Here is a 19,532-nt window from a genome sequence, read left to right as displayed (position 1 = left end):
CGCTGACGGACGCGCTGCCGATGGATCCGGGCAGTCGGAGGTGAGGTGCGGGCGGGTGCGGCCGCACGGACGAGAGGGTCGGACGAGCGACTCTAGCGCGCTTCCGGCCCCTCCCACCGCTGGGTGTTCGGCGGCAGCTGGGGATCCTCGGCCTCGTCACGCGGAGGCTGATACTGCCCCTCCGGGTTCTGCGGGTTGCGGTAGCGCGGCTCGGGCTGAGCCGGCTCCCCCACATCCGAGCCGGGGTACTGCCCGTACGGCTGCGGCTCCTGGTACGGCTCCTGGTAGGGCTGCGGTTCCTGGTACGCCTGCGGTTCCCGATAAGGCTGGGGTTCCTGGTACGGCTGGGGCTCGTCGTAGCCGCGCGGTTCCTGGTACCCACGCGGACCCTGGTAGCCCTGCGGGTCACCCTGACCCTGTGGCTGCCCGTAGCCCTGGGGCTGCCCGTAGCCCTGGGGCTGCCCGTAGCCCTGGGGCTGCCCGTAGCCCTGGGGCTGCCCGTAACCCTGCGGCTGCCCATAGCCCTGCGGCTGGCCGTAACCCTGCGGCTGCCCATACCCCTGCGGCTCCGGATAGCGCGGTGCCTCGTTCTCGCGAGGGGGCCAACCCGGTGCGGACCAGCCGGCGGGTGCGCCGTAGTCGGGCATCGACGAGCCGGGACGGCCGCCGCGATGTGCGCCACCCTGCCCGTTCGGGGTCGACCCGTTCTGGCCCTGCCCGTTCTGACCGTTGCCGTTCTGACCGTTGCCGTTCTGACCGTGCCCGTTTTGGGCATGGCCGTTCTGCGCCTGACCGTTCTGGGACTGGCCGGCGTAGCTCGGCTCCTTGACGATCGAGACGGGAGGCCACGGCTCCCCGCGCTCGGTCGCGAGCTCGCGCGGCGTCTTCACCGGCGGCTTGGACGACGGAACTCGATCACCGAAGTCGTTGAACGCGGTGATGCGGGGACGCTTCTCGACGCCGGTGAAGATCTTCTCCAGATCCTTGCGCGTCAGCGTCTCGCGCTCGAGCAGCTCGGTCGCCAGGATGTCGAGGACGTCGCGGTAATCGTTCAGGATGGCCCACGCCTCGGTGTGCGCGGCCTCGATGAGGTTGCGCACCTCCCCGTCGATCTCCCGGGCGACCTCGTGCGAGTAGTCGGACTGAACACCCATCGAGCGGCCCAGGAACGGATCGCCCTGCTCCTGGCCGTACCGGACTGCGCCGAGCTTGCTGCTCATGCCGTACTCGGTGACCATGGCGCGAGCGATCTTGGTGGCCTGGTCGATGTCGGACGACGCTCCCGTGGTCGGCTCGTGGAAGACGAGCTCCTCGGCAGCGCGGCCGCCCATCGCCATGACGAGGCGCGCGATCATCTCGGAGCGCGTCATCAGACCCTTGTCATCCTCCGGCACCGTCATCGCATGACCACCGGTGCGGCCGCGGGCGAGGATGGTGACCTTGTAGATCGGCTCGATGTCAGGCATCGCCCACGCGGCGAGGGTGTGACCACCCTCGTGGTACGCCGTGATCTTGCGTTCGTGCTCACTGATGATGCGGCTCTTGCGGCGAGGTCCGCCGATGACGCGGTCCACCGACTCCTCGAGGGCAGCCTCGGTGACCACGGTGCCGTTCTCACGAGCGGTCAGCAGTGCGGCCTCGTTGATGACGTTCGCGAGATCCGCGCCCGACATACCGACGGTGCGCTTCGCCAGACCTTCGAGGTCGGCGTCCTGCGCGATCGGCTTGCCCTTCGAGTGCACCGCGAGAATCGCGCGGCGTCCTGCGAGGTCGGGGGCACCGACCGGGATCTGCCTGTCGAAACGACCCGGGCGCAGCAGTGCGGGATCGAGGATGTCGGGGCGGTTGGTCGCGGCGATGAGGATGACGCCGGTGCGCTCACCGAAGCCGTCCATCTCGACGAGCAACTGGTTGAGCGTCTGCTCGCGCTCGTCGTGTCCGCCGCCCAGTCCGGCTCCGCGCTGGCGACCGACGGCGTCGATCTCGTCGACGAAGATGATGCAGGGGCTGTTCTGTTTGGCCTGCTCGAACAGGTCGCGCACACGGGAGGCACCGACACCGACGAACATCTCGACGAAGTCCGAACCGGAGATGGTGAAGAACGGCACGCCGGCCTCACCGGCGACGGCGCGGGCGAGCAGCGTCTTACCGGTTCCGGGAGGGCCGTAGAGCAGCACGCCGCGGGGGATCTTCGCCCCGAGGGCCTGGTAGCGGGCCGGGTTCTGCAGGAAGTCCTTGATCTCGTACAGCTCTTCGACCGCTTCGTTCGCGCCTGCCACGTCGGCGAATGTCGTCTTCGGCATGTCCTTGGTGAGCTGCTTCGCCTTGGACTTGCCGAAGCCCATGACGCCGCCACGCCCACCGCCCTGCATGCGCGACATCACGAAGATGAAGATGCCCAGCAGGATGATCATCGGCAGCAGGAACACCAGGATCGACGTGAACCAGCTGTCCTGCGTCACCTCGGTGTCGTAGCTCTCGGCACCCGAGGCGGCGACCTTGTCGAAGATCTGCTGCGACGCGGCGTCCGGGTACTGCGAGATGATCTGCGTCTCGTTGCCGGTGGCGTCGTTGCCGCTCTTCAGCGTCAGACGAACCTGCTGCTCACGGTCGTCGATCTGCGCGGTCTGCACGTTCTGGTCGTCGAGCTGCGCGACGGCGACCGACGTGTCGACGCTCTTCCACCCCCGCGTGTCGTCGCCGAAGTAGCTGAAGGCGAAGATCACCAACAGGATGCCGGCGACTATCGCCAGGTTGCGGAACAAAGTCTTGCGGTTCATACAGCGTCGCCCTCGATGGCAGTCGGACTCACAGGCAGGTGGTCATGGTTCGCGTCGGTCGGCCGGCAGCAGTTCTCGATCGTTGCCGGTTGCGCACCGGACAAGCCAGGTTACCGCGGATGCGGACGGCCGGGCGGCGCGCACATCTCGGTCAACGCGCCGACACGCGGTGAGGTTCCCGCGCCCAGCCGCGCGTGACGAGTGTTACCGGTCGGCCGCGGTGCGTGGCCAGGGCCGATGCTGTTCGATCTGTGCCGCGAGCGCCAGCAGTCGGCGCTCGGACCCGGGCGGGCCCGCCAGCTGTACGGCCAGCGGAGTCCCCGACTCGGGATGGAGTCCCGCGGGCACGCTCACGGCCGGCCACCCCAGCAGGTTCCACGGTGCCGCGAAGGGCGCGTACCGGATGTTGGCCGCCATGTTGGCCGCCCAACCGCGCTCGCTCCACCGGTCCGCACGGATCGGCGGCGCGGCGAGCGCCGGCGTCAGCACCACGTCGACACTCTCGAAGTACGAGCGCATGCGCCGCGTGAGCGTCTCGGTCTGCGACGGCCGCACGAACCGTGCCGCTCGCCGACCCACGGCGATGTGGCGACGGGTTCGCTTCTGCAGCGCCGACACGTCGAGCCCGGCGGCGTCCGCGGCTCCGCCGGCCGTCCAGCGGGCGAGCTGCCCGAGTGGGCTCGCCGGGTAGGGCAGCGCTGCCGTGCTGGTGCGGTGCCCGATCCGCTCGAGCTCCCGGGCGACGTCGAGTGCGGCCTGCCGGAAATGGGGATCCACTCGCACGACGGGCGACGGCGACTCCACGGCGACCCCGATACGCGTGGTCTCGGGAGCGTCGACGTAGGCGAGATCCGGATCGTCCGCCATGACCGACAGCAGGAGCGCCGCGTCGGCGACGGTCGTGGTCAACGGACCGTTCTCCGCCATGCCGAACCACGAGCCGTTGCCCAGCCGGGACGGGACGAGGCCGAGCCCCGGCTTGATGCCGACCAGTCCGCAGTTCGCGGCGGGGATCCGGATGGACCCCATGCCGTCGTTGCCGTGGGCGACGGGCACCATCCCGGAGGCGACCGCGGCGGCGGCGCCACCGGACGATCCGCCCGGGGTGAGGTCACGGTTCCACGGATTGCGCGCGATGCCGTCGGCACCGTCCGTCGCGCCCCACAGGCACAGCTCGGGAACCGAGGTGAGACCGACGACCACGGCGCCCGCGCCGCGCAGGCGCGCGACCACCGGGTGATCCGCGGCGGCAAGCGTGTCGGACGTCGCGAGCGATCCGTTGCGCATCGGGTAGCCCGTCACCGGGACGTTGTCCTTGATCGCCACCGGGACGCCGGCGAGCGGCAGGGCGCGCAGATCCGCTCGGACGGCGACGGCGTCCGCTTCCCGGAGCACCTCGTCGGGACGCACCACGACGAACGCGTGGAGGTCGTCGTTGCGAGCGGCGATGCGGTCCAACGCTTCTCGGGCGACAGCGGCAGGTTGGACCCGCCCGTTCCGGACGTCGTCCGCGATGTACGTGGCGGTGGGGCCGACCTGTTCCCGCGACATTCGATCAGCCTCCGTAGACCCGTGGTTCCAGCAGTCCGATGTAGGGCAGGTCGCGGTATCGCTCGTCGTAGTCGAGCCCGTAGCCGACGACGAACTCGTTCGGGATGTCGAAGCCGACGTTCGCGACGTCGACGTCCACCTTCACCGCGTCGGGCTTGCGGAGCAGGGTGACCACCTCGAGCGAGGCGGGCTGGCGCGTGGCGAGGTTCTTCATCAACCACGACAGCGTCAGACCGGAGTCGATGATGTCCTCCACGATGAGGACGTGGCGACCGTGGATGTCGCGGTCGAGGTCCTTCAGGATGCGGACGACGCCCGACGAGGACGTCGACGAACCGTACGAACTGACCGCCATGAACTCGAGCTGACTCGGGATCGGCAGTGCGCGTGCGAAATCCGTCATGAACATGATGGCGCCCTTGAGGACTCCGACGAGCAGCAGATCACCCTCGGGAGCCCCCACCGGATAGCGAGCGGCGATCTCCTCGGCCAGCTCGGCGATACGCTTGTCGATCTCCTCTCGGGAGATCAGGATCGATGCGATGTCGCCCTCGTACACGGGTGTCCCTTCACTCGCTCGCGGCCCGGCCGGTCCACCGAACCAGGTCGAGCTTGCCACGTCGTCTCTCGACGACCAACCTCTCGACCGGGCCGCCCCCGGCCACCGCGACGCCGCCCTGCCCGCGCCACGCGCCGACGAGATCGTCCACGGCGCGCACCTGCGCCTCGTTGCGCAACGGCACTCCCCGGTCGGCCAGCCACTCGCGGATCACCCGCCGTCGCAGTGCACCCGGTACCGCCACGAGGGCGGACACCTCCAGCGCGTCGCCGACGCGGGCGGACACCGCGATGTCCGCGGCGAGTGCGTCGAGAACGGCGCCGTCCTCGCGCAGCTGGTCGGCGGTGCGCGCGAGCGCGCCGGCGACACCGCCGTGCAGGACGTCCTCCAACAGTGGAAGCACTTCGCCGCGGAGTCGGACCCGGACGAAGGACGGGTCGAGGTTGTGCGGGTCGTCCCACGCGGCGAGACCCAGTTCGGCACACGCGCCGACGGTGGACTCGCGGCGCACGGTCAACAGCGGCCGACCGCGCGGCGGGTCCCAGGCCGCCATCCCCCGCAGCGATCGGGAACCGGATCCGCGGGCGAGTCCGAGCAGGACGGTCTCGGCCTGGTCGTCCAGCGTGTGGCCCAGCAGGATCGGCCGATCACCGCGGACCGCGTCCAGAGCGGCGTACCGGGCCCGACGAGCTGCGGCCTCGGGTCCGCCCGCCCCGGTCACCGACACGGTCCTCACCTCGGCGCGGGAACACCCGAGGTCTCGTGCCTGCTCGGCGGCCCTGCGCGCCACCTCGGCCGAGCCCGCCTGCAACCCGTGGTCGACGACCACGGCGTGCACCTGCGCGCCCTCGGCCACACAGGCAGCGGTGAGCGCCAGCGAGTCCGCGCCACCCGACAGACCGACGACGACGGCGCGCTCCGGGCAGTGCTCCCCGAACCAGGCGCGCACCGCCCGCCGCACCGTGAGCAGGTGCGGGCCCTCCGGCATCGGGCGGGCCCCGGTCATGCCGGGAGGCCGGTCATCCCAGAACTCGCTGCGTCCACTTCTCCGGCGCCTCGATCTCGGAGAGCAGCGGCAACGTGTCCGCGTCGGTCCACACCGTGTTGAAACGCTCCATGCCCACCTGTCCGACGACGGCGTCGACGAACGCCTTGCCGCGGACGTACTGCGCCATCTTCGCGTCCATCCCGAGCAGCGCGCGGATCACGCGCTGCACCGGGTTCTGCTTCCGCGTCCGACGGGCGTCGAAGGCCTTGCGGATCGCCGAGACCGACGGCACCACCGCGGGACCCACCGCGTCCATCACATGGTCGGCATGGCCCTCGAGCAGCGTTCCGAGCACCAGCAGACGGTCGAGCGCCTCCTGCTGCGCGGGTGCCTGCGTCGCCCGGAGCAGACCGATGATGCCGCCGTCGCCACCGTCCTGCCCGCGGGACCGCACGGCCGCCGCGAGGCGTCCCACGACGTCGGCCAGGGGCTCGTCCGCGCCGCCCTGCAGCGTGGTGACGTTGTCCTTCATGTAGCCCGCGAGCCACGGCGACGACGAGAACTGCACGCGGTGCGTCACCTCGTGCAGACACACCCACAGTCGGAAGTCGCTGGGCCGCAAGCGAAGCGATCGCTCCACGGAGACGATGTTCGGCGCCACCAGCAGCAGCGTGCCGTCCGGCCCGGTGAAGGGGTCGTACTGCCCGAGAATGGCCGTCGACAGGAACGCCAGCATCGCGCCCGCCTGCACGCCGCCCGGTTTGCCGCCGAGGAACGAACTGTCGTCGCCGTCGGAGTCGCTGACCAGGTGCCGCATCGACTCGGACGCCGCGGCGATCCACTCCGGCCGATCGAGCACGCGCGCCGCCGGGACCGGCAGACCGTCGGCGAGTCCCGTGACCTCGCGGACGGGGCCCTCGGCGCGTACCGACGCGTCGGCGAGCTCGCGCAGCGCGGCATCCGCGGTGTACCGCGACGTCTTCGGCCCCCGCGGTGCGAGCCGGGCACCCGTCCGGGCCGCCAGACCCCAATCGATCACACCCGTGTCGGACATGCCCTCACCCCTGTTCTGTCTCGGAATCGACCGGTCAGGTGCAGCCGCAGGAGCGGAGCGTCGACGCGAGTGCGTCCAGGGCCGGACGACCGATCTCGGGCGGCCGGTCGTTGGACATCAACGCGAACGTCAACACCCGGCCGCTCTCGTCGGTCACGTATCCGGCCAACGCACTGGCGGTCGAGAGCGTTCCCGTCTTGGCGCGCAGCCACCCCGCGGCCGTGCGGTCACCCGACGCGTAGCGGGCGGCGAGCGTGCCCGTGGCACCGGCGACGGGCAGGTAGTCGAGCATCGGCCGCAGGTTCTCGGTACCGGACCCGGCGGCCCGAGTGACGAGTGCGCCGAGGACCCGGGCGGGAATGAGGTTGTCGACGGAGAGTCCGCTGGTGTCCTCGAGCGTGACTCCGGTGACGTCGACGCCGTTCTTCTGCAGTGTCTCCAGGACGGCGTCGGTGGCCCCGTCGAACGACGCAGGCCGACCCACCTCCTCGGCGATCTCACGACCGACGGCCTCCGCGAGCACGTTGTCCGAGAATCCCAGCATCTGCCCGAGCCGCTGCCGCAGAGGCGCGGACTGCACCGTCGCGAGGGATCCGGCACCGGACTGCGCACGACCGTCCGTCACGACGGCCGGGTCCAGACCGAGAGCGCGCGCCAACGCCCGACCGGCGTCGAGACCGGGAGTGGCGCTGCGCGGCGACTCGTCGACCGTCGGCACCGAGCGACCACCGTCGAGAGTGATCGGTTCGATGGGAGCGATGTATCCGGCGGCCACGTCGCCGGGGAACCAGCCCTGCGCCTGCTCCGGTCCCGAGTACGCGCCGCCGTCCACGGCGATGGAGGTGACGGTGGTGCCGGACCTGCGGATCTGCTCGGCGAGGTCGTCGATGCGGGCTCCCCCGTCGTAGAACCCGGGTCGTCCGAGCGGCTCCGCCGTGAGCGTGGGGTCGCCGTCACCGACGAGCACCACCTGACCGGCCGCATCGCCCGCCACGACCTTGGTGGTCACGCGGTGGTCGGCGGGCAGCGCCATCATGGCGGCCGCAGCCGTGAGGATCTTGGTGGTCGACGCCGGCGTCATGGGAGTGTCCGCATCGGCGCTCCACAGCACCTCACCGGTGATCGCGTCCGCGACGGATCCGGTGAAGCGGCCGAGATCGGGGTTGCGCAGGGGTGCGGCGAGCACCGCCTCGAGACCCGCCGCGCTCGGCTTCGGCGCGTCGGGCGAGACCGGAACCACCTGTGGGGCGGGCAGAACCGGCGACGGCTCGGGCGAGGTCGCCACGGGCGTCGAGTCCTCGGAGAGCGTCGGGGTGATCAGCGCGACGCCGACGATCGCCAGCACGAGCACCACGACCGAGGCCGCGATCAGCAGCACGCGCGTGCGTAACGGCGTGCCGGACGGCCGCTTCCCTGAGCTCACGTCTCTCCTCCACTCGCGGGTCCGTGGCCGTTCTCCGGCGATGCACCTCTCCTCGCACCCTATCGACGCGGCCGGTTACTGTCTGACCACCGGCGCGTCCTTCGATGCGCCCGACAGACGACTGCACGACAGTACGTGGCCGCCGAGCAGCTAGCCGGGCCACCGAGCAAAGGACAGTGGACGTGAAGTTCGACGTGACCATCGAGATCCCCAAGGGTCAGCGCAACAAGTACGAGGTCGATCACGAGTCCGGGCGAGTACGCCTGGACCGCTACCTCTACACGGCGATGGGCTACCCCGCGGACTACGGCTTCATCGAGAACACCCTCGGTGAGGACGGCGATCCGCTCGACGCGTTCGTCCTGCTGCCGGAGTCCGTGTTCCCCGGCGTCATCGTCGAGGCCCGCCCCGTGGCGATGTTCAAGATGGTCGACGAGGCCGGCGGCGACGACAAGGTGCTGTGCGTACCGGCGGGCGATCCGCGGTGGGACCACATCCAGGATCTCTCGGACGTCTCGCAGTTCGAGCTCGACGCGATCGAGCACTTCTTCCTGCACTACAAGGATCTCGAGCCGAACAAGCACGTCACCGGATCCAACTGGGTCGGTCGCGCCGAGGCCGAGGCGGAGTTCGAGGCATCGGTCGAGCGACTGAAGAACCAGGGCGACCACTAGAGAACTTCGGAAACCCGGATGCGGTGCTGTCCGCTGATAGCATCGCATCCGCGGTCCCCCGGGCCGTGTCAGGACGACGAGCCACGACGTAAGGGTGCGGTACCACCGATGAGTGACGCTGTGAGCGACCGGAGAAATCCCACGTCCGAGGCGGTCTCGACGACGACGCAGTTCCCGTCTCTGCCGGTGACCGTCGTGCTCGACCGCATTCCGTTGGCCGTCCTCGCCGTCGAGCCCGGCGGCACGGTCGTCTTCGCCAACGAGGCCTTCGACGAGCTGATGGGCTTCGACGAGGAGTCCCCTCGGTCGAACGAGACCCTGACACTGCAGGACATTTTCCCGGCCAACGAACCGCTCGGAGTCAACATCGCCGAGACGTTCCTGACCACCGTCGCCACCCGCGCCGACTCGCTCTGGCGCATGACGGACTCGAAGGGCGACATCCTCCAGGTCCGGGCGAGCAAGTCGATCCTGCGCCGCGCGGAGGACTCGGTGGTGCTCGTCGTCCTCGAGGACTTCACCGATCAGTTGTGGAACGACCCGAAGAGCGCCTTCCGCTGATCGGGCCGTTCCACCGGGGTCCCTCTACTTGCCCTGGAATCTCTACTTGCCCTGGAATGACGCGGGGCGCTTCTCGAAGACCGAGGTGATGGCCTCCGTCAGATCCTCGGACGGCAGGAACGCGGCGTTCCACGCGGCGACGTAGCGCAGCGAATCCTGCACTGCCGCAACGCGACCGTGGTCGAGAACCGCCTTGATCCCGTGCACCACGAGGGGCGGGTTCGCCGCGATCTCGGTGGCCGTGGCATGCGCTGCGGCGAGCACAGTCTCCGCGTCGTCGAACACGTCGTTCACGAGGCCGATCTGCTGCGCCCGGGCACTGTCGATGTCCTTGCCGGTCAACGCGAGTTCGCGAAGATGACCGTCGCCGATGATGGCGGGCAGACGGGCGAACGACCCCATGTCCGCCACGATGGCGACCTTCACCTCGCGCACACTGAACTTCGCGTCCGCGCTGGCGTAACGGATGTCGGCCGCCGAGATGAGATCGATCCCACCACCGATGCACCACCCCTGCACAGCGGCCACCACGGGCTTGCGGCAGTCGGCCACCGCGTTGATCGACGCCTGCATGCGCTTGATCATGTCGTGGAACGTGCTGCGCGGACCGGCCTGCGCCTTGTCCCCCATGACCGCACCGAAATCGCCCGCCATGGCGGGCAGGTCGAGGCCGTAGCTGAAGTTGCGGCCCGAGCCGGCGAGCACGATCGCGCGTACCTCCGGATCCGCGTCCAGCGCGGAGAAGACGAGGGGCAGCTCCGACCAGAAGTCGGGCCCCATCGCATTGCCCTTGTTCGGGCCGATGAGAGTCACCGTCGCGACATGGGCGTCGGTCGTCACCGTGAAGGCTTTCCACGCATCCGTGAGTGTCATCGGGTCAGGATAGCCAGCGCTCCCGCTCACCGGATGTCCCGGCGGCGTGGACTGACTATCCTGCGACCATGACGCGGATCCACCATCCCGCTGCGGCACACGTGTCGGACGTTCTGATCGCCCGAGGTCATCACGGCGTGATCGTGACGCAGTCGGAGCCGACGCACACAGCGCGTCAGGCTGCGGCGGTGAGCGGGGCCCCGCTCGGTGCCATCTGCAAGTCGCTGGTGTTCCTGCTCGACGACGACCCGGTGCTGCTGCTGGTGTCGGGTGCGCACAACGTGGACCTCGATGCCACCGGTCGACGTCTCGAGGGCACGCTGACCCGCGCACCGATCGACGTGGTCGAACACGCCACCGGGCAACCGGTGGGCGGGATCGCGCCCGTGGGCCACCCGACGAATCTGCCGACGTTCGTCGACACGGCGCTGGAACGCTTCGATCGGCTGTGGGCAGCAGCTGGGCACCCCGCGACCCTCTTCCGCACGACCTACCCCGAGCTGCTGCGGATCACCGCCGGGCTCGCTGTGGACATGGGCCCCGAGACCCGCGGGGGCTGAGCCTCAGGAGGCGCGCAGGCGCCGAACCTCGAGGGCGGGCACCACCTCGGTGGTGATTGCCCGGACGACGGACTCCCGCGTCTGCTCCACCACCGGACGCAGGGTCACGCCGTCCGCCACGTCGACCGTCACGATGTCGGCGACGAGGCCCACGAGACCCGACGCCGTACCGACGTACTGCAGCGTGCCGGGGCGAGGCTTGCTGTCCGATGCCAGCACCTCGCGGCGCGCGGTCCGGGCGTCGGCGGCGATGTGCACGTCGATGTCCACCACGACACGAGCTCCGGGGTGCTCGGCCTTGAGGGTCGCGTAGCGGCTCTGGGCCTCGGAGAGATCGGCGGCGGAGAAGCGGACGACGTCCGGAGAGGTACCGGAGACGCCGTCGAGGAAGACGAGGGAGTCGGAAGAGACCGTGGTCATGAGTTGTCCAGTCAGTCGTGGGTGCAGCGGAGGCTGTGAGGTGACGTGAGTCGCACGATCACCGGACCGGACAGGCGCTGGAGGTGGCACGGCAGAGATCGACGTGTCGTCGACCCCACAACCTGCTCCTCGTCATGATGCTGATGCTAACGATCCGGTGGTGACGCGATCCCGCAGTGAGAGGCACGTCACACGCACCGCCTCCACGAACCGGTCGACATCGTCGGCGGTGGTCCCCAGCCCGATGCTCGCTCGCACGGCACCGTCGGCCGCGCCCACCCGCGAGAGCAGGGGATGGGCGCAGAACTTCCCGGCCCGCACCGCGATGCCGTGATCGTCGGCCAGCGCGGTGGCGAGTGCACCCGCGTCGACACCGTCGACGGTGAAGGACACGATGCCGACGATGTCGGTGGAATCGCTCCACAGACGGAGCACCGACACACCGGCCAGAGCGGTGAGTCCGCCGAGCAGGGCGTCCGTGCACTCCTGATCGTGGGCAGCGATGGCGCCGTGGCCGATCGCGCCGATCTCGTCGCACGCCGCGGCTATCGCGACGGCACCGAGCAGATTGGGGGTGCCGGCCTCGTGCCGCGCCGGCGACGGCGCCCAGTCGATGTCGACCGACGCACCGAGGACGGACACGCGCCGGGTCGCTCCACCACCCGCGAGGTACGGCTCGGCCACGTCGAGCCAGTCACGCCGTCCCACGAGCACTCCCGCACCGAAGGGCGCATACAGCTTGTGACCGCTGAAGGCCAGGTAGTCGATACCCGCCGCAGTGATGTCCACGGCGCGGTGCGGAACGAGTTGTGCCCCGTCGACGAGGATGCGGGCACCGTGTCGGTGCGCCAGATCCGCGAGTCGATCGAGAGGCAGGACCTCGCCGGTCACGTTGGAGGCACCCGTGACGGCAAGCAGCGCAGCAGGTCTCGACGCGAGTTCGTCGTCGAGCCGAATCAGCGTCTCCTCGACCGAGTCCGCCGATCGCACCACCCGGCGGTTCCGCCACGGCAGCAGATTCGCGTGATGCTCGATGTCGAGCACCACCGTGTCTCCGGGAACGCAGCGCGCCAGGAGATTCAGCGCGTCCGTGGTGTTGCGCGTGAACACGACGACGTCGTCGGAATCCGCACCGCAGAAGCGGTGCACGGTGTTCCGGGCGGACTCGTACTCACGCGTGCAGAACTGCGACTTGTGACCGGCACCGCGATGCACACTCGCGCAGTGCGGCAACACCTCTCGCACTCGATCGACCACCGCGTCGAGCGCGGGAGCGCTGGCCGCGTAGTCGAGATCGATGCTGCGAGTCGTCCGGCCGTCGGCACACGTCACCTGCCGGCCGCGGCCGTGCACGGATGCGATGGGGCGCTGCAGAACTGTGGTCATGATGAATCCCTCCGTCGAGGGATCGACGCACGGCACGAGGGCCGCGATCTGACGAGAGGCGTCGATCCGCGCTTGCCGCCTCCGTCGTCGGAGCGCGGCCAGGTCGTCACCCGGAGCACCCCACCGCGGAGGAGGGTTGCCGACCAGCGAGCCGGGGCTTGATGCTGGTACTCGTGACCTGGAAGCAGGATGGCAAACGGTCGGCCGCGTTGTCAACCGCTCCGCCGCACGCGCGCCGGGTCGGCGGAGTTGTTCACCAACCCGCAAACTGAGCGTGCAATAACGTGTCGTCACACCCGCCAGCGTTCCGTCGTCCCTGTTCGATGCGAGAGGCCGTTCGTCTTGTCACTGCAGACCCGTGTTCCCGAGGCCTACCTCCGTTCCTCCGTGGCGGCCCCGGTGCGCACCCTCGTCGACATCCTCGAGGACACCGCGCGGGCGTTTCCCGATGCGCCGGCCATCGACGACGGCGACACCACCATCAGTTACAGCGAACTGCTCGACAACATCGACGAGGGTGCTCGGTGGCTGTCCCGGCACGGCGTCTGCGCCGGCGATCGCGTCGGGGTCCGCATGCCGTCGGGCAGTTATTCGCTCTACGCGGCCATCCTGTCGGTCATCGCCGCAGGAGCGGCCTACGTCCCGGTGGACGTCGACGACCCGGACGAGCGCGCCGAGCTGGTGTTCTCGGAGGCCGGTGTCACCGCGATCATCGCGGACGGCGGTGTCACCCGAACCGACACCGCGGGCACCGGGCGCCCGGTCGGCCGTCCGACACCCGATGACGACGCCTGGGTGATCTTCACCTCGGGCTCGACCGGCAAGCCCAAGGGCGTCGCGGTGAGCAATCGCAACGCGGCGGCATTCGTGGACGCCGAGGCACGACTGTTCCTGCAGGACCGACCGATCGGCCCGGGTGATCGGGTGTTGGCGGGGCTCTCCGTGGCGTTCGACGCGTCGTGCGAGGAGATGTGGCTCGCCTGGCGTAGCGGCGCCTGCCTCGTTCCCGCGCCTCGGTCCCTCGTGCGCAGCGGCATGGACCTCGGCCCCTGGCTCGTCGCCCGCGACATCAGCGTGGTGTCGACGGTGCCGACTCTCGCGGCGCTGTGGCCTCGCGAGGCGCTCGAGGACGTCCGGTTGCTCATCTTCGGCGGCGAGGCATGCCCGCCGGATCTCGCTGAACGACTGGCTGTTCCGGGCCGCGAGGTCTGGAACACCTACGGCCCCACCGAGGCCACCGTCGTCGCCTGCGCCGCTCTCATGGACGGTGTGGGACCGGTGCGCATCGGGCTGCCGCTCGACGGGTGGGACCTCGCCGTCGTGGGCCCGGACGAGGAGCCGGTCGCGGTGGGTGAGGTGGGCGAGCTCGTCATCGGTGGCGTCGGCCTCGCGCGCTACCTCGATCCGGTGAAGGACGCCGAGAAGTACGCGCCCATGGCGACTCTCGGATGGGACCGTGCCTACCGCAGCGGCGATCTCGTGCGGCTGGAACTCGAGGGGCTGCTCTTCCAGGGCCGCGCCGACGATCAGGTGAAGGTCGGCGGGCGCCGCATCGAACTGGGCGAGGTGGACAACGCCCTGCAGGCCCTCCCCGGTGTGAGCGGCGCGGCCGCCGCAGTGCGCACCACCGGCTCCGGAACACCCGTGCTGGTGGGCTATCTCGCCAGCACCGACCCGGACTTCGACCTCGTCCGCGCGCGCGAGCTCCTCGCGGAACAGCTTCCCGCCGCGATGGTTCCACGTCTCGCACTCGTCGACGAACTACCCACCCGCACGTCCGGCAAGGTCGACCGCGCGGCTCTGCCGTGGCCGCTGCCCAAGCGCGGCTCGACTCCGGACGACGCCTCTCTCGCCGGGACCGCCGGCTGGGTGGCCGAGCTGTGGAGCGACGTGCTGGGCGCCGAGATCGGATCCCTGGACGCGGACTTCTTCGCCGCCGGTGGCGGATCGCTCTCGGCCGCACTGCTCGTGACCCGATTGCGCGAGCGTTTCCCCGAGATCACGGTCGCGCAGCTCTACGACCATCCGCGACTCGGCTCGCTCGTCGCGTTGCTCGACTCGCTCGTCCCCCCGCCGGTGACCGAGAAGCGCATCGTCGTCCCCACACCCCGGAGGGCTCAGGTGGCGCAGGTCCTCGCGACCCTGCCGCTGACCACGCTGACCGGGCTGCAGTGGGTGACCTGGCTCGGCATCATGGCGAACACGTTCAGCTGGTTCGCTCCCCGCCCCTGGCTGCCGACGGTGTCGTGGTGGTGGCTTCTGCTCGGGTTCCTTCTGTTCGTGACGCCCGTGGGCCGGATGGCGATCTCCGTCGCCGGATCGCGGCTCCTCATGCGCGGCGTCACGGAGGGCGCCCATCCGCGCGGCGGCAGCGTGCACCTGCGGCTGTGGACCGCCAACCGGTTGACCGACGCCAGCGGCGCCTCGAACCTGTCGGGCGCGCCGTGGATGGTCTACTACGCCCGCGCGCTCGGCGCGACGGTCGGACGCGACGTCGATCTGCACACCCTGCCCCCGGTCACCGGCATGCTGACTCTCGGTGACGGCTGCTCACTCGAGCCGGAGGTCGACCTGTCCGGCTACTGGATCGACGGCGACGTCGTGCACATCGGCTCGATCGAGGTCGGCGCCGGTGCGACGGTGGGCGCGCGGTCGACCCTGCTCCCCGGAGCCAGGATCGGACGCCGGGCCGAGATCACCGCGGGGTCGGCCGTCTCCGGGAAGGTCAAGGCCGGTCAGCAGTGGTCCGGCTCGCCCGCCGCGAAGGTCGGCAAGGCGATGCACCCGTGGCCGGACGAGGCGCCGCCGCGCGGTCGCGGCTGGGTGCCCGTCTACGGCGTGACATCGCTGTTGCTGTCGGGCCTCCCCCTCCTGTCCATTGCCGCGGGTCTGCTGCTCGTCGCCGTCGGAGTCGCGCACGCGACCACGCTGCCCGGCGCGATCGGCCTCGGGCTGGCGCTGCTCGCTCCCGCCACCGCGGTGTCGTTGCTGGTCTTCGCGGCGGTCACGCTCGTGTCCGTGCGGTTGCTGTCGATCGGGCTGATTCCCGGCCACCACGCGGTGCGCAGTCGCATCGGCTGGCAGGTGTGGGCCACCGAACGCCTGATGGACTCGGCCCGCACGTTCCTCTTCCCGCTCTACGCGAGTCTGCTCACGCCGGGATGGCTCCGGCTGCTCGGCGCGACCATCGGCAAGGACGTGGAGGCGTCGACGGTGCTGATGGTCCCGAAGTTCACGACGGTGGGCGACGGTGCGTTCCTGGCGGACGACACCATGATCGCCAGTTACGAGCTCGGCGGCGGCTGGATGCTGCTCGGCGAGGCGAAGGTGGGCAAGCGCGCGTTCCTCGGCAACTCCGGCATGGCGGCCGCGGGTCGACGCGTGCCGAAGAACGGCCTCGTCGCCGTGCTGTCGGCCGCCCCCGCCAAGGCGAAGTCGGGTTCATCGTGGCTCGGCAGCCCGCCGGTGCGCCTGCGCCGGGCCCCGAACTCGTCCGACACCACCCGGACCTTCGATCCGCCGCGGCGACTCAAGATCGCCCGCGCCGTGGTCGAGACCTGTCGACTCGTGCCCGTCGTCGTGTCGTTCGGCATCGGGTTCGGCGTGCTCGCCGCCCTGACCTGGATCGCCGGATCGCTGGGCTACTGGGCCGCCGCGTTGCTCAGCGGCGTCGTGTTGCTGATCGCCGGCGCCGTCGCCGCCGGGATCTCCGCCGTCGCCAAGTGGTCGCTCGTCGGTCGGATCGGCGCGGTCGAACATCCTCTGTGGAGTTCCTTCGTGTGGCGCAACGAAGTGGCCGACACGTTCGTCGAGGTCGTCGCCGCCCCGTGGTTCGCCCGCGCCGCCGAGGGAACCCCGGTGCTGAACCTGTGGCTGCGCTGGCTCGGCGCCCACATCGGGAAGGGAGTCTGGTGTGAGACCTACTGGCTGCCGGAGGCCGATCTCATCACCCTCGGCGACGGTGCCACCGTCAACAGAGGGTGCGTCGTGCAGACACATCTGTTCCATGATCGGATCATGAGCATGGACACGGTGAGTTTGGGGGCGGGAGCCACGCTGGGCCCGCATTGCGTCGCACTGCCCGCTGCGGGAATCGGGGCAGGTGCCACGGTCGGACCGGCCTCGCTGGTGATGCGCGGCGACACCGTCCCCGAGTCGAGCCGGTGGCAGGGCAACCCCATCGCACCCTGGACCGAGAAGTGATGCCGGACTCTCCCATCGACCCGTACCTGCCGCAGAACGGCAACCGGGGGTACTCGGTCGAGCGGTATGCCCTCGACCTCGAGTACAAGGTGCAGTCGAACCGCCTGTCCGGCAAGGCCGTCGTGCACGCGGTGGCCACCCGGTCGATCACCAAGTTCTCACTCGACATGGGTCCGGCTCTCACCCCGTCCAAGGTCAGTGTCGCCGGCATGCGCGGCGTCCGGTTCACCCATCGGGGCGGCAAGCTGACGGTCACGCTGCAGCGCGCCATCGACGAGGGCGCCTCCTTCACGGCCACCGTCGCCTACAGCGGCAACCCCGCACCGATCCGCAGCGTGTGGGGCGAGGTCGGGTGGGAGGAGCTCACCGACGGCGCCCTCGTCGCGAGCCAACCCAACGGCGCCGCATCGTGGTTCCCGTGCGACGACCATCCCAGTTCCAAAGCGGCGTACACCATCTCGATCACCGCCGACTCCCCGTACCACGTCGTCTCGAACGGCACACTGACGCGGAAGTACGTGAAGTCCTCGCGCACCACGTGGGTGTACGACCAGCCGGAACCGATGGCCTCGTACCTCGCGACCGTGCAGATCGGCCAGTACGAGAAGCACCGGGTCAGCGACTCCCCCGTGCCGATCGACGCGGTCCTGCCGGCGCGTCTGCGCGAGAACTTCGATCACGACTTCGGCCGTCAGCAGCAGATGATGGAGACGTTCGTCGAGTCGTTCGGCCCCTATCCGTTCGAGTCGTACTCCGTCGTCGTCACCGACGACGAGTTGGAGATCCCCGTCGAGGCACAGACGCTGTCGATCTTCGGTGCCAATCACTGTGACGGCGACCGCGAGTACGAGCGACTCGTCGCTCACGAACTGGCGCATCAGTGGTTCGGCAACAGCCTCACCATCGCTCGGTGGAGCGACATCTGGTTGCACGAGGGCTTCGCCTGCTACTCCGAGTGGATCTGGTCGGAGAGTTCGGGCGGGCCGTCCGCGCACCAGGAAGCCACCCGCGCGCACAGCCGCCTGTCGTCCCTGCCGCAGGACATCGTCCTGGGAGATCCGGGACCGGAGGACATGTTCGACGACCGCGTGTACAAGCGCGGAGCCCTTGCCCTGCACGCACTTCGGCGCACCATCGGCAACGCGGCGTTCTTCGATCTGATCCGTGAGTGGACCACGACCTTCCGCCACGCCACCGTGGCGACGTCGGACTTCGTCGGGTTGGCGAAGCAGTACGGCAGTACCGACGAGTTCTGGGAGTCCTGGCTCGAGAAGAAGCGGCTACCCCGACTGCCCTGACGGCAGGTGCGACCGCGTTCTCGTCGCGACGAGCGCCAATGAGATCGCGGCGAGAACCGCACCGGCCGTGAACAGTTCGGGGTAGGTGATCGCGCCGGGGAACTCCTGCACGAGCAGCGCCAGGATCGCCGGCACCGCGAAGCCGAGGTAGGTCACGGAGTAGAACACCGCGGTGAGTCCGGCCAGATCACGCGGTCCCGCGATGCGCTGCACCTCCTGCAGGCCCGACACCATCGCCATGCCGTAGCCGCACCCGAGCACCGCGGCGGCGAGCAGCGCCATCGGGATCGTCAACACGTCGGCGGCCACCGAGACCAGCACCATGCCGACGACGATGATCCCCAGCGCGACCAGGACTGCGCGCGCACTCGACGCGGTGTCGATACGTCGGCCGACGGCCTGGACGGCGAAGCCGGACGACAGCGCGACCACGCCGAGCAGGGCGGAGAACGCGATGGGGAACGCGCCGGAGTGGTCGGCCATCAGACCGGGCAGCACTGCGTACGCGACGCTGGCCGCGCCGAAGACCCACGGCGCCATGGGAAGAACGACGGACACGAACCGACGGTGGCCCGCCGACGGGATGCGCAGATCGGACAGCAGCGAGGCGTCGTCCACCGCACGAGCCCGCGTCTCGGGCACCCCGAGCAGGGCCACGGTGGCCAGCGCGGCCAACGCGACGTGCACCAGGTACGGCAGCACCTCGGGCCATGGCGCCCACTGCGCGAGCACGCCGGCAACCCCTGCGCCCGTGGCGAATCCGCCCGTGAGCGACATCGCGGCGCGGCGGGCGCCCGAGCCGTCCGCGGACAGCTCCTTCAACCAACTGCCGCCGACGGCCATACCCAGCCCCAACGCGATGCCGCTGAGCACGCGGCCGGTCGCGAGGATCGGGGCCGTGTGAGCACCGAGGGCGATGACGAGAGATCCGGCGGCAGCGACGGCCGGCGCGGGCACCATGAGCGGCCGCCGTCCGTAGCGATCCGAGAGCGGGCCGCCGATCAACAGGGCCGGCACGATGCCGACGACGTACGCGAAGAGGAACACGTCGACGACGACGGGCGAGAAGCCGTGACCCTCGCGGTACATCACGAGGAGCGGCGTGAACTCGTTGCCGCCCCAGGCGACGGCGAGCATGCCGAGAGCCACGGGAAGCCAGGTGCGGGTGGTGGTCGTGCGGTCGAGAACGGTCATGGTGGGGT

General features: G+C 70.0%; 16 protein-coding genes and 1 riboswitch. Of the genes, 5 read left to right on the top strand and 11 right to left on the bottom strand.

Features of this window, described 5'->3' with window-relative positions; genetic code table 11:
• Window positions 1–92 precede the first annotated feature (92 nt).
• The 6 genes from ftsH to dacB form a co-directional block, all read right to left on the bottom strand.
• Window positions 93–2,780, bottom strand: coding sequence for an ATP-dependent zinc metalloprotease FtsH (ftsH, locus tag JOE30_RS05735; RefSeq protein ID WP_371831709.1), 2,688 nt, complete (start codon window positions 2,778–2,780; stop codon window positions 93–95).
• 204 nt (window positions 2,781–2,984) lie between these two features.
• Window positions 2,985–4,331: an amidase gene (locus JOE30_RS05730; RefSeq protein WP_204869742.1), complete on the bottom strand. Its 1,347-nt coding sequence runs from the start codon at window positions 4,329–4,331 to the stop codon at window positions 2,985–2,987.
• Window positions 4,332–4,335: 4 nt separating this feature from the next.
• Window positions 4,336–4,890, bottom strand: coding sequence for a hypoxanthine phosphoribosyltransferase (gene hpt, locus JOE30_RS05725; RefSeq protein WP_027506476.1), 555 nt, complete (start codon window positions 4,888–4,890; stop codon window positions 4,336–4,338).
• Between the two features lie 10 nt (window positions 4,891–4,900).
• Window positions 4,901–5,896 (bottom strand): tRNA lysidine(34) synthetase TilS, encoded by a 996-nt coding sequence (tilS, locus tag JOE30_RS05720; protein WP_204869741.1) that lies wholly within the window; start codon window positions 5,894–5,896, stop codon window positions 4,901–4,903.
• A gap of 13 nt (window positions 5,897–5,909) precedes the next feature.
• Window positions 5,910–6,932 carry a zinc-dependent metalloprotease gene (locus tag JOE30_RS05715; RefSeq protein WP_027506478.1) on the bottom strand — a complete coding sequence of 341 codons (1,023 nt, stop codon included), beginning with the start codon at window positions 6,930–6,932 and terminating at the stop codon, window positions 5,910–5,912.
• 34 nt (window positions 6,933–6,966) lie between these two features.
• The gene (gene dacB, locus JOE30_RS05710; RefSeq protein WP_307806078.1) at window positions 6,967–8,355 is read right to left on the bottom strand and encodes a D-alanyl-D-alanine carboxypeptidase/D-alanyl-D-alanine-endopeptidase; all 1,389 of its coding nucleotides are present in this window, start codon (window positions 8,353–8,355) and stop codon (window positions 6,967–6,969) included.
• 182 nt (window positions 8,356–8,537) lie between these two features.
• On the opposite strand from dacB, the gene JOE30_RS05705 reads away from it, so the two are divergent.
• Both JOE30_RS05705 and JOE30_RS05700 read left to right on the top strand, forming a co-directional pair.
• Window positions 8,538–9,029 (top strand): inorganic diphosphatase, encoded by a 492-nt coding sequence (locus JOE30_RS05705; protein WP_204869740.1) that lies wholly within the window; start codon window positions 8,538–8,540, stop codon window positions 9,027–9,029.
• 108 nt (window positions 9,030–9,137) lie between these two features.
• Complete coding sequence (locus JOE30_RS05700) at window positions 9,138–9,590, top strand: histidine kinase (protein WP_027506481.1); 453 nt, start codon at window positions 9,138–9,140, stop codon at window positions 9,588–9,590.
• Window positions 9,591–9,632: 42 nt separating this feature from the next.
• On the opposite strand, the gene JOE30_RS05695 is transcribed toward JOE30_RS05700, so the two are convergent.
• Window positions 9,633–10,463 (bottom strand): crotonase/enoyl-CoA hydratase family protein, encoded by an 831-nt coding sequence (locus JOE30_RS05695; protein WP_204869739.1) that lies wholly within the window; start codon window positions 10,461–10,463, stop codon window positions 9,633–9,635.
• Window positions 10,464–10,531: 68 nt separating this feature from the next.
• On the opposite strand from JOE30_RS05695, the gene JOE30_RS05690 reads away from it, so the two are divergent.
• Complete coding sequence (locus tag JOE30_RS05690) at window positions 10,532–11,023, top strand: YbaK/EbsC family protein (protein ID WP_204869738.1); 492 nt, start codon at window positions 10,532–10,534, stop codon at window positions 11,021–11,023.
• Between the two features lie 3 nt (window positions 11,024–11,026).
• On the opposite strand, the gene JOE30_RS05685 is transcribed toward JOE30_RS05690, so the two are convergent.
• The 3 genes from JOE30_RS05685 to JOE30_RS05680 are packed head-to-tail and all read right to left on the bottom strand — an operon-like array spanning window position 11,027 to window position 12,829.
• Window positions 11,027–11,443 carry a hypothetical protein gene (locus tag JOE30_RS05685; RefSeq protein ID WP_204869737.1) on the bottom strand — a complete coding sequence of 139 codons (417 nt, stop codon included), beginning with the start codon at window positions 11,441–11,443 and terminating at the stop codon, window positions 11,027–11,029.
• A gap of 58 nt (window positions 11,444–11,501) precedes the next feature.
• Window positions 11,502–11,579, bottom strand: coding sequence for a putative leader peptide (locus tag JOE30_RS21795; RefSeq protein ID WP_371831743.1), 78 nt, complete (start codon window positions 11,577–11,579; stop codon window positions 11,502–11,504).
• On the bottom strand, window positions 11,576–12,829 hold the full coding sequence (locus JOE30_RS05680) for an aminotransferase class V-fold PLP-dependent enzyme (protein WP_204869736.1): 1,254 nt from the start codon (window positions 12,827–12,829) through the stop codon (window positions 11,576–11,578). The genes JOE30_RS21795 and JOE30_RS05680 overlap by 4 nt, the downstream gene beginning before the upstream one ends.
• A 63-nt stretch (window positions 12,830–12,892) precedes the next feature.
• Window positions 12,893–13,008, bottom strand: a riboswitch (SAM riboswitch).
• A 163-nt stretch (window positions 13,009–13,171) separates the two neighbouring features.
• Between JOE30_RS05680 and JOE30_RS05675 the strand changes: the two genes are divergently transcribed.
• On the top strand, window positions 13,172–17,032 hold the full coding sequence (locus JOE30_RS05675) for a Pls/PosA family non-ribosomal peptide synthetase (RefSeq protein WP_239532497.1): 3,861 nt from the start codon (window positions 13,172–13,174) through the stop codon (window positions 17,030–17,032).
• Window positions 17,032–18,330 carry a M1 family metallopeptidase gene (locus JOE30_RS05670; protein ID WP_204869734.1) on the top strand — a complete coding sequence of 433 codons (1,299 nt, stop codon included), beginning with the start codon at window positions 17,032–17,034 and terminating at the stop codon, window positions 18,328–18,330. The genes JOE30_RS05675 and JOE30_RS05670 overlap by 1 nt, the downstream gene beginning before the upstream one ends.
• Here JOE30_RS05670 and JOE30_RS05665 read toward each other — a convergent pair.
• Window positions 18,313–19,524, bottom strand: coding sequence for an MFS transporter (locus JOE30_RS05665; protein WP_204869733.1), 1,212 nt, complete (start codon window positions 19,522–19,524; stop codon window positions 18,313–18,315). The two genes, JOE30_RS05670 and JOE30_RS05665, sit on opposite strands and share 18 nt — an antisense overlap.
• Window positions 19,525–19,532 lie beyond the last annotated feature (8 nt).

Origin of the sequence: Rhodococcus sp. PvP016, assembly GCF_017832185.1 — a bacterium.
In the GTDB taxonomy this organism is placed as follows: domain Bacteria; phylum Actinomycetota; class Actinomycetes; order Mycobacteriales; family Mycobacteriaceae; genus Rhodococcoides.
This window is presented reverse-complemented; position numbering and strand designations above follow the sequence as displayed.

Bases quoted from the DNA above. Each gene is read 5' to 3' on its own strand.
- ftsH (WP_371831709.1), bottom strand. From the start codon at position 2,780: ATGAACCGCAAGACTTTGTTCCGCAACCTGGCGATAGTCGCCGGCATC.
- JOE30_RS05730 (WP_204869742.1), bottom strand. From the start codon at position 4,331: ATGTCGCGGGAACAGGTCGGCCCCACCGCCACGTACATCGCGGACGAC.
- tilS (WP_204869741.1), bottom strand. From the start codon at position 5,896: ATGACCGGGGCCCGCCCGATGCCGGAGGGCCCGCACCTGCTCACGGTG.
- JOE30_RS05715 (WP_027506478.1), bottom strand. From the start codon at position 6,932: ATGTCCGACACGGGTGTGATCGATTGGGGTCTGGCGGCCCGGACGGGT.
- JOE30_RS05700 (WP_027506481.1), top strand. From the start codon at position 9,138: ATGAGTGACGCTGTGAGCGACCGGAGAAATCCCACGTCCGAGGCGGTC.
- JOE30_RS05695 (WP_204869739.1), bottom strand. From the start codon at position 10,463: ATGACACTCACGGATGCGTGGAAAGCCTTCACGGTGACGACCGACGCC.
- JOE30_RS05690 (WP_204869738.1), top strand. From the start codon at position 10,532: ATGACGCGGATCCACCATCCCGCTGCGGCACACGTGTCGGACGTTCTG.
- JOE30_RS05685 (WP_204869737.1), bottom strand. From the start codon at position 11,443: ATGACCACGGTCTCTTCCGACTCCCTCGTCTTCCTCGACGGCGTCTCC.
- JOE30_RS21795 (WP_371831743.1), bottom strand. From the start codon at position 11,579: ATGACGAGGAGCAGGTTGTGGGGTCGACGACACGTCGATCTCTGCCGT.
- JOE30_RS05680 (WP_204869736.1), bottom strand. From the start codon at position 12,829: ATGACCACAGTTCTGCAGCGCCCCATCGCATCCGTGCACGGCCGCGGC.
- JOE30_RS05670 (WP_204869734.1), top strand. From the start codon at position 17,032: ATGCCGGACTCTCCCATCGACCCGTACCTGCCGCAGAACGGCAACCGG.
- JOE30_RS05665 (WP_204869733.1), bottom strand. From the start codon at position 19,524: ATGACCGTTCTCGACCGCACGACCACCACCCGCACCTGGCTTCCCGTG.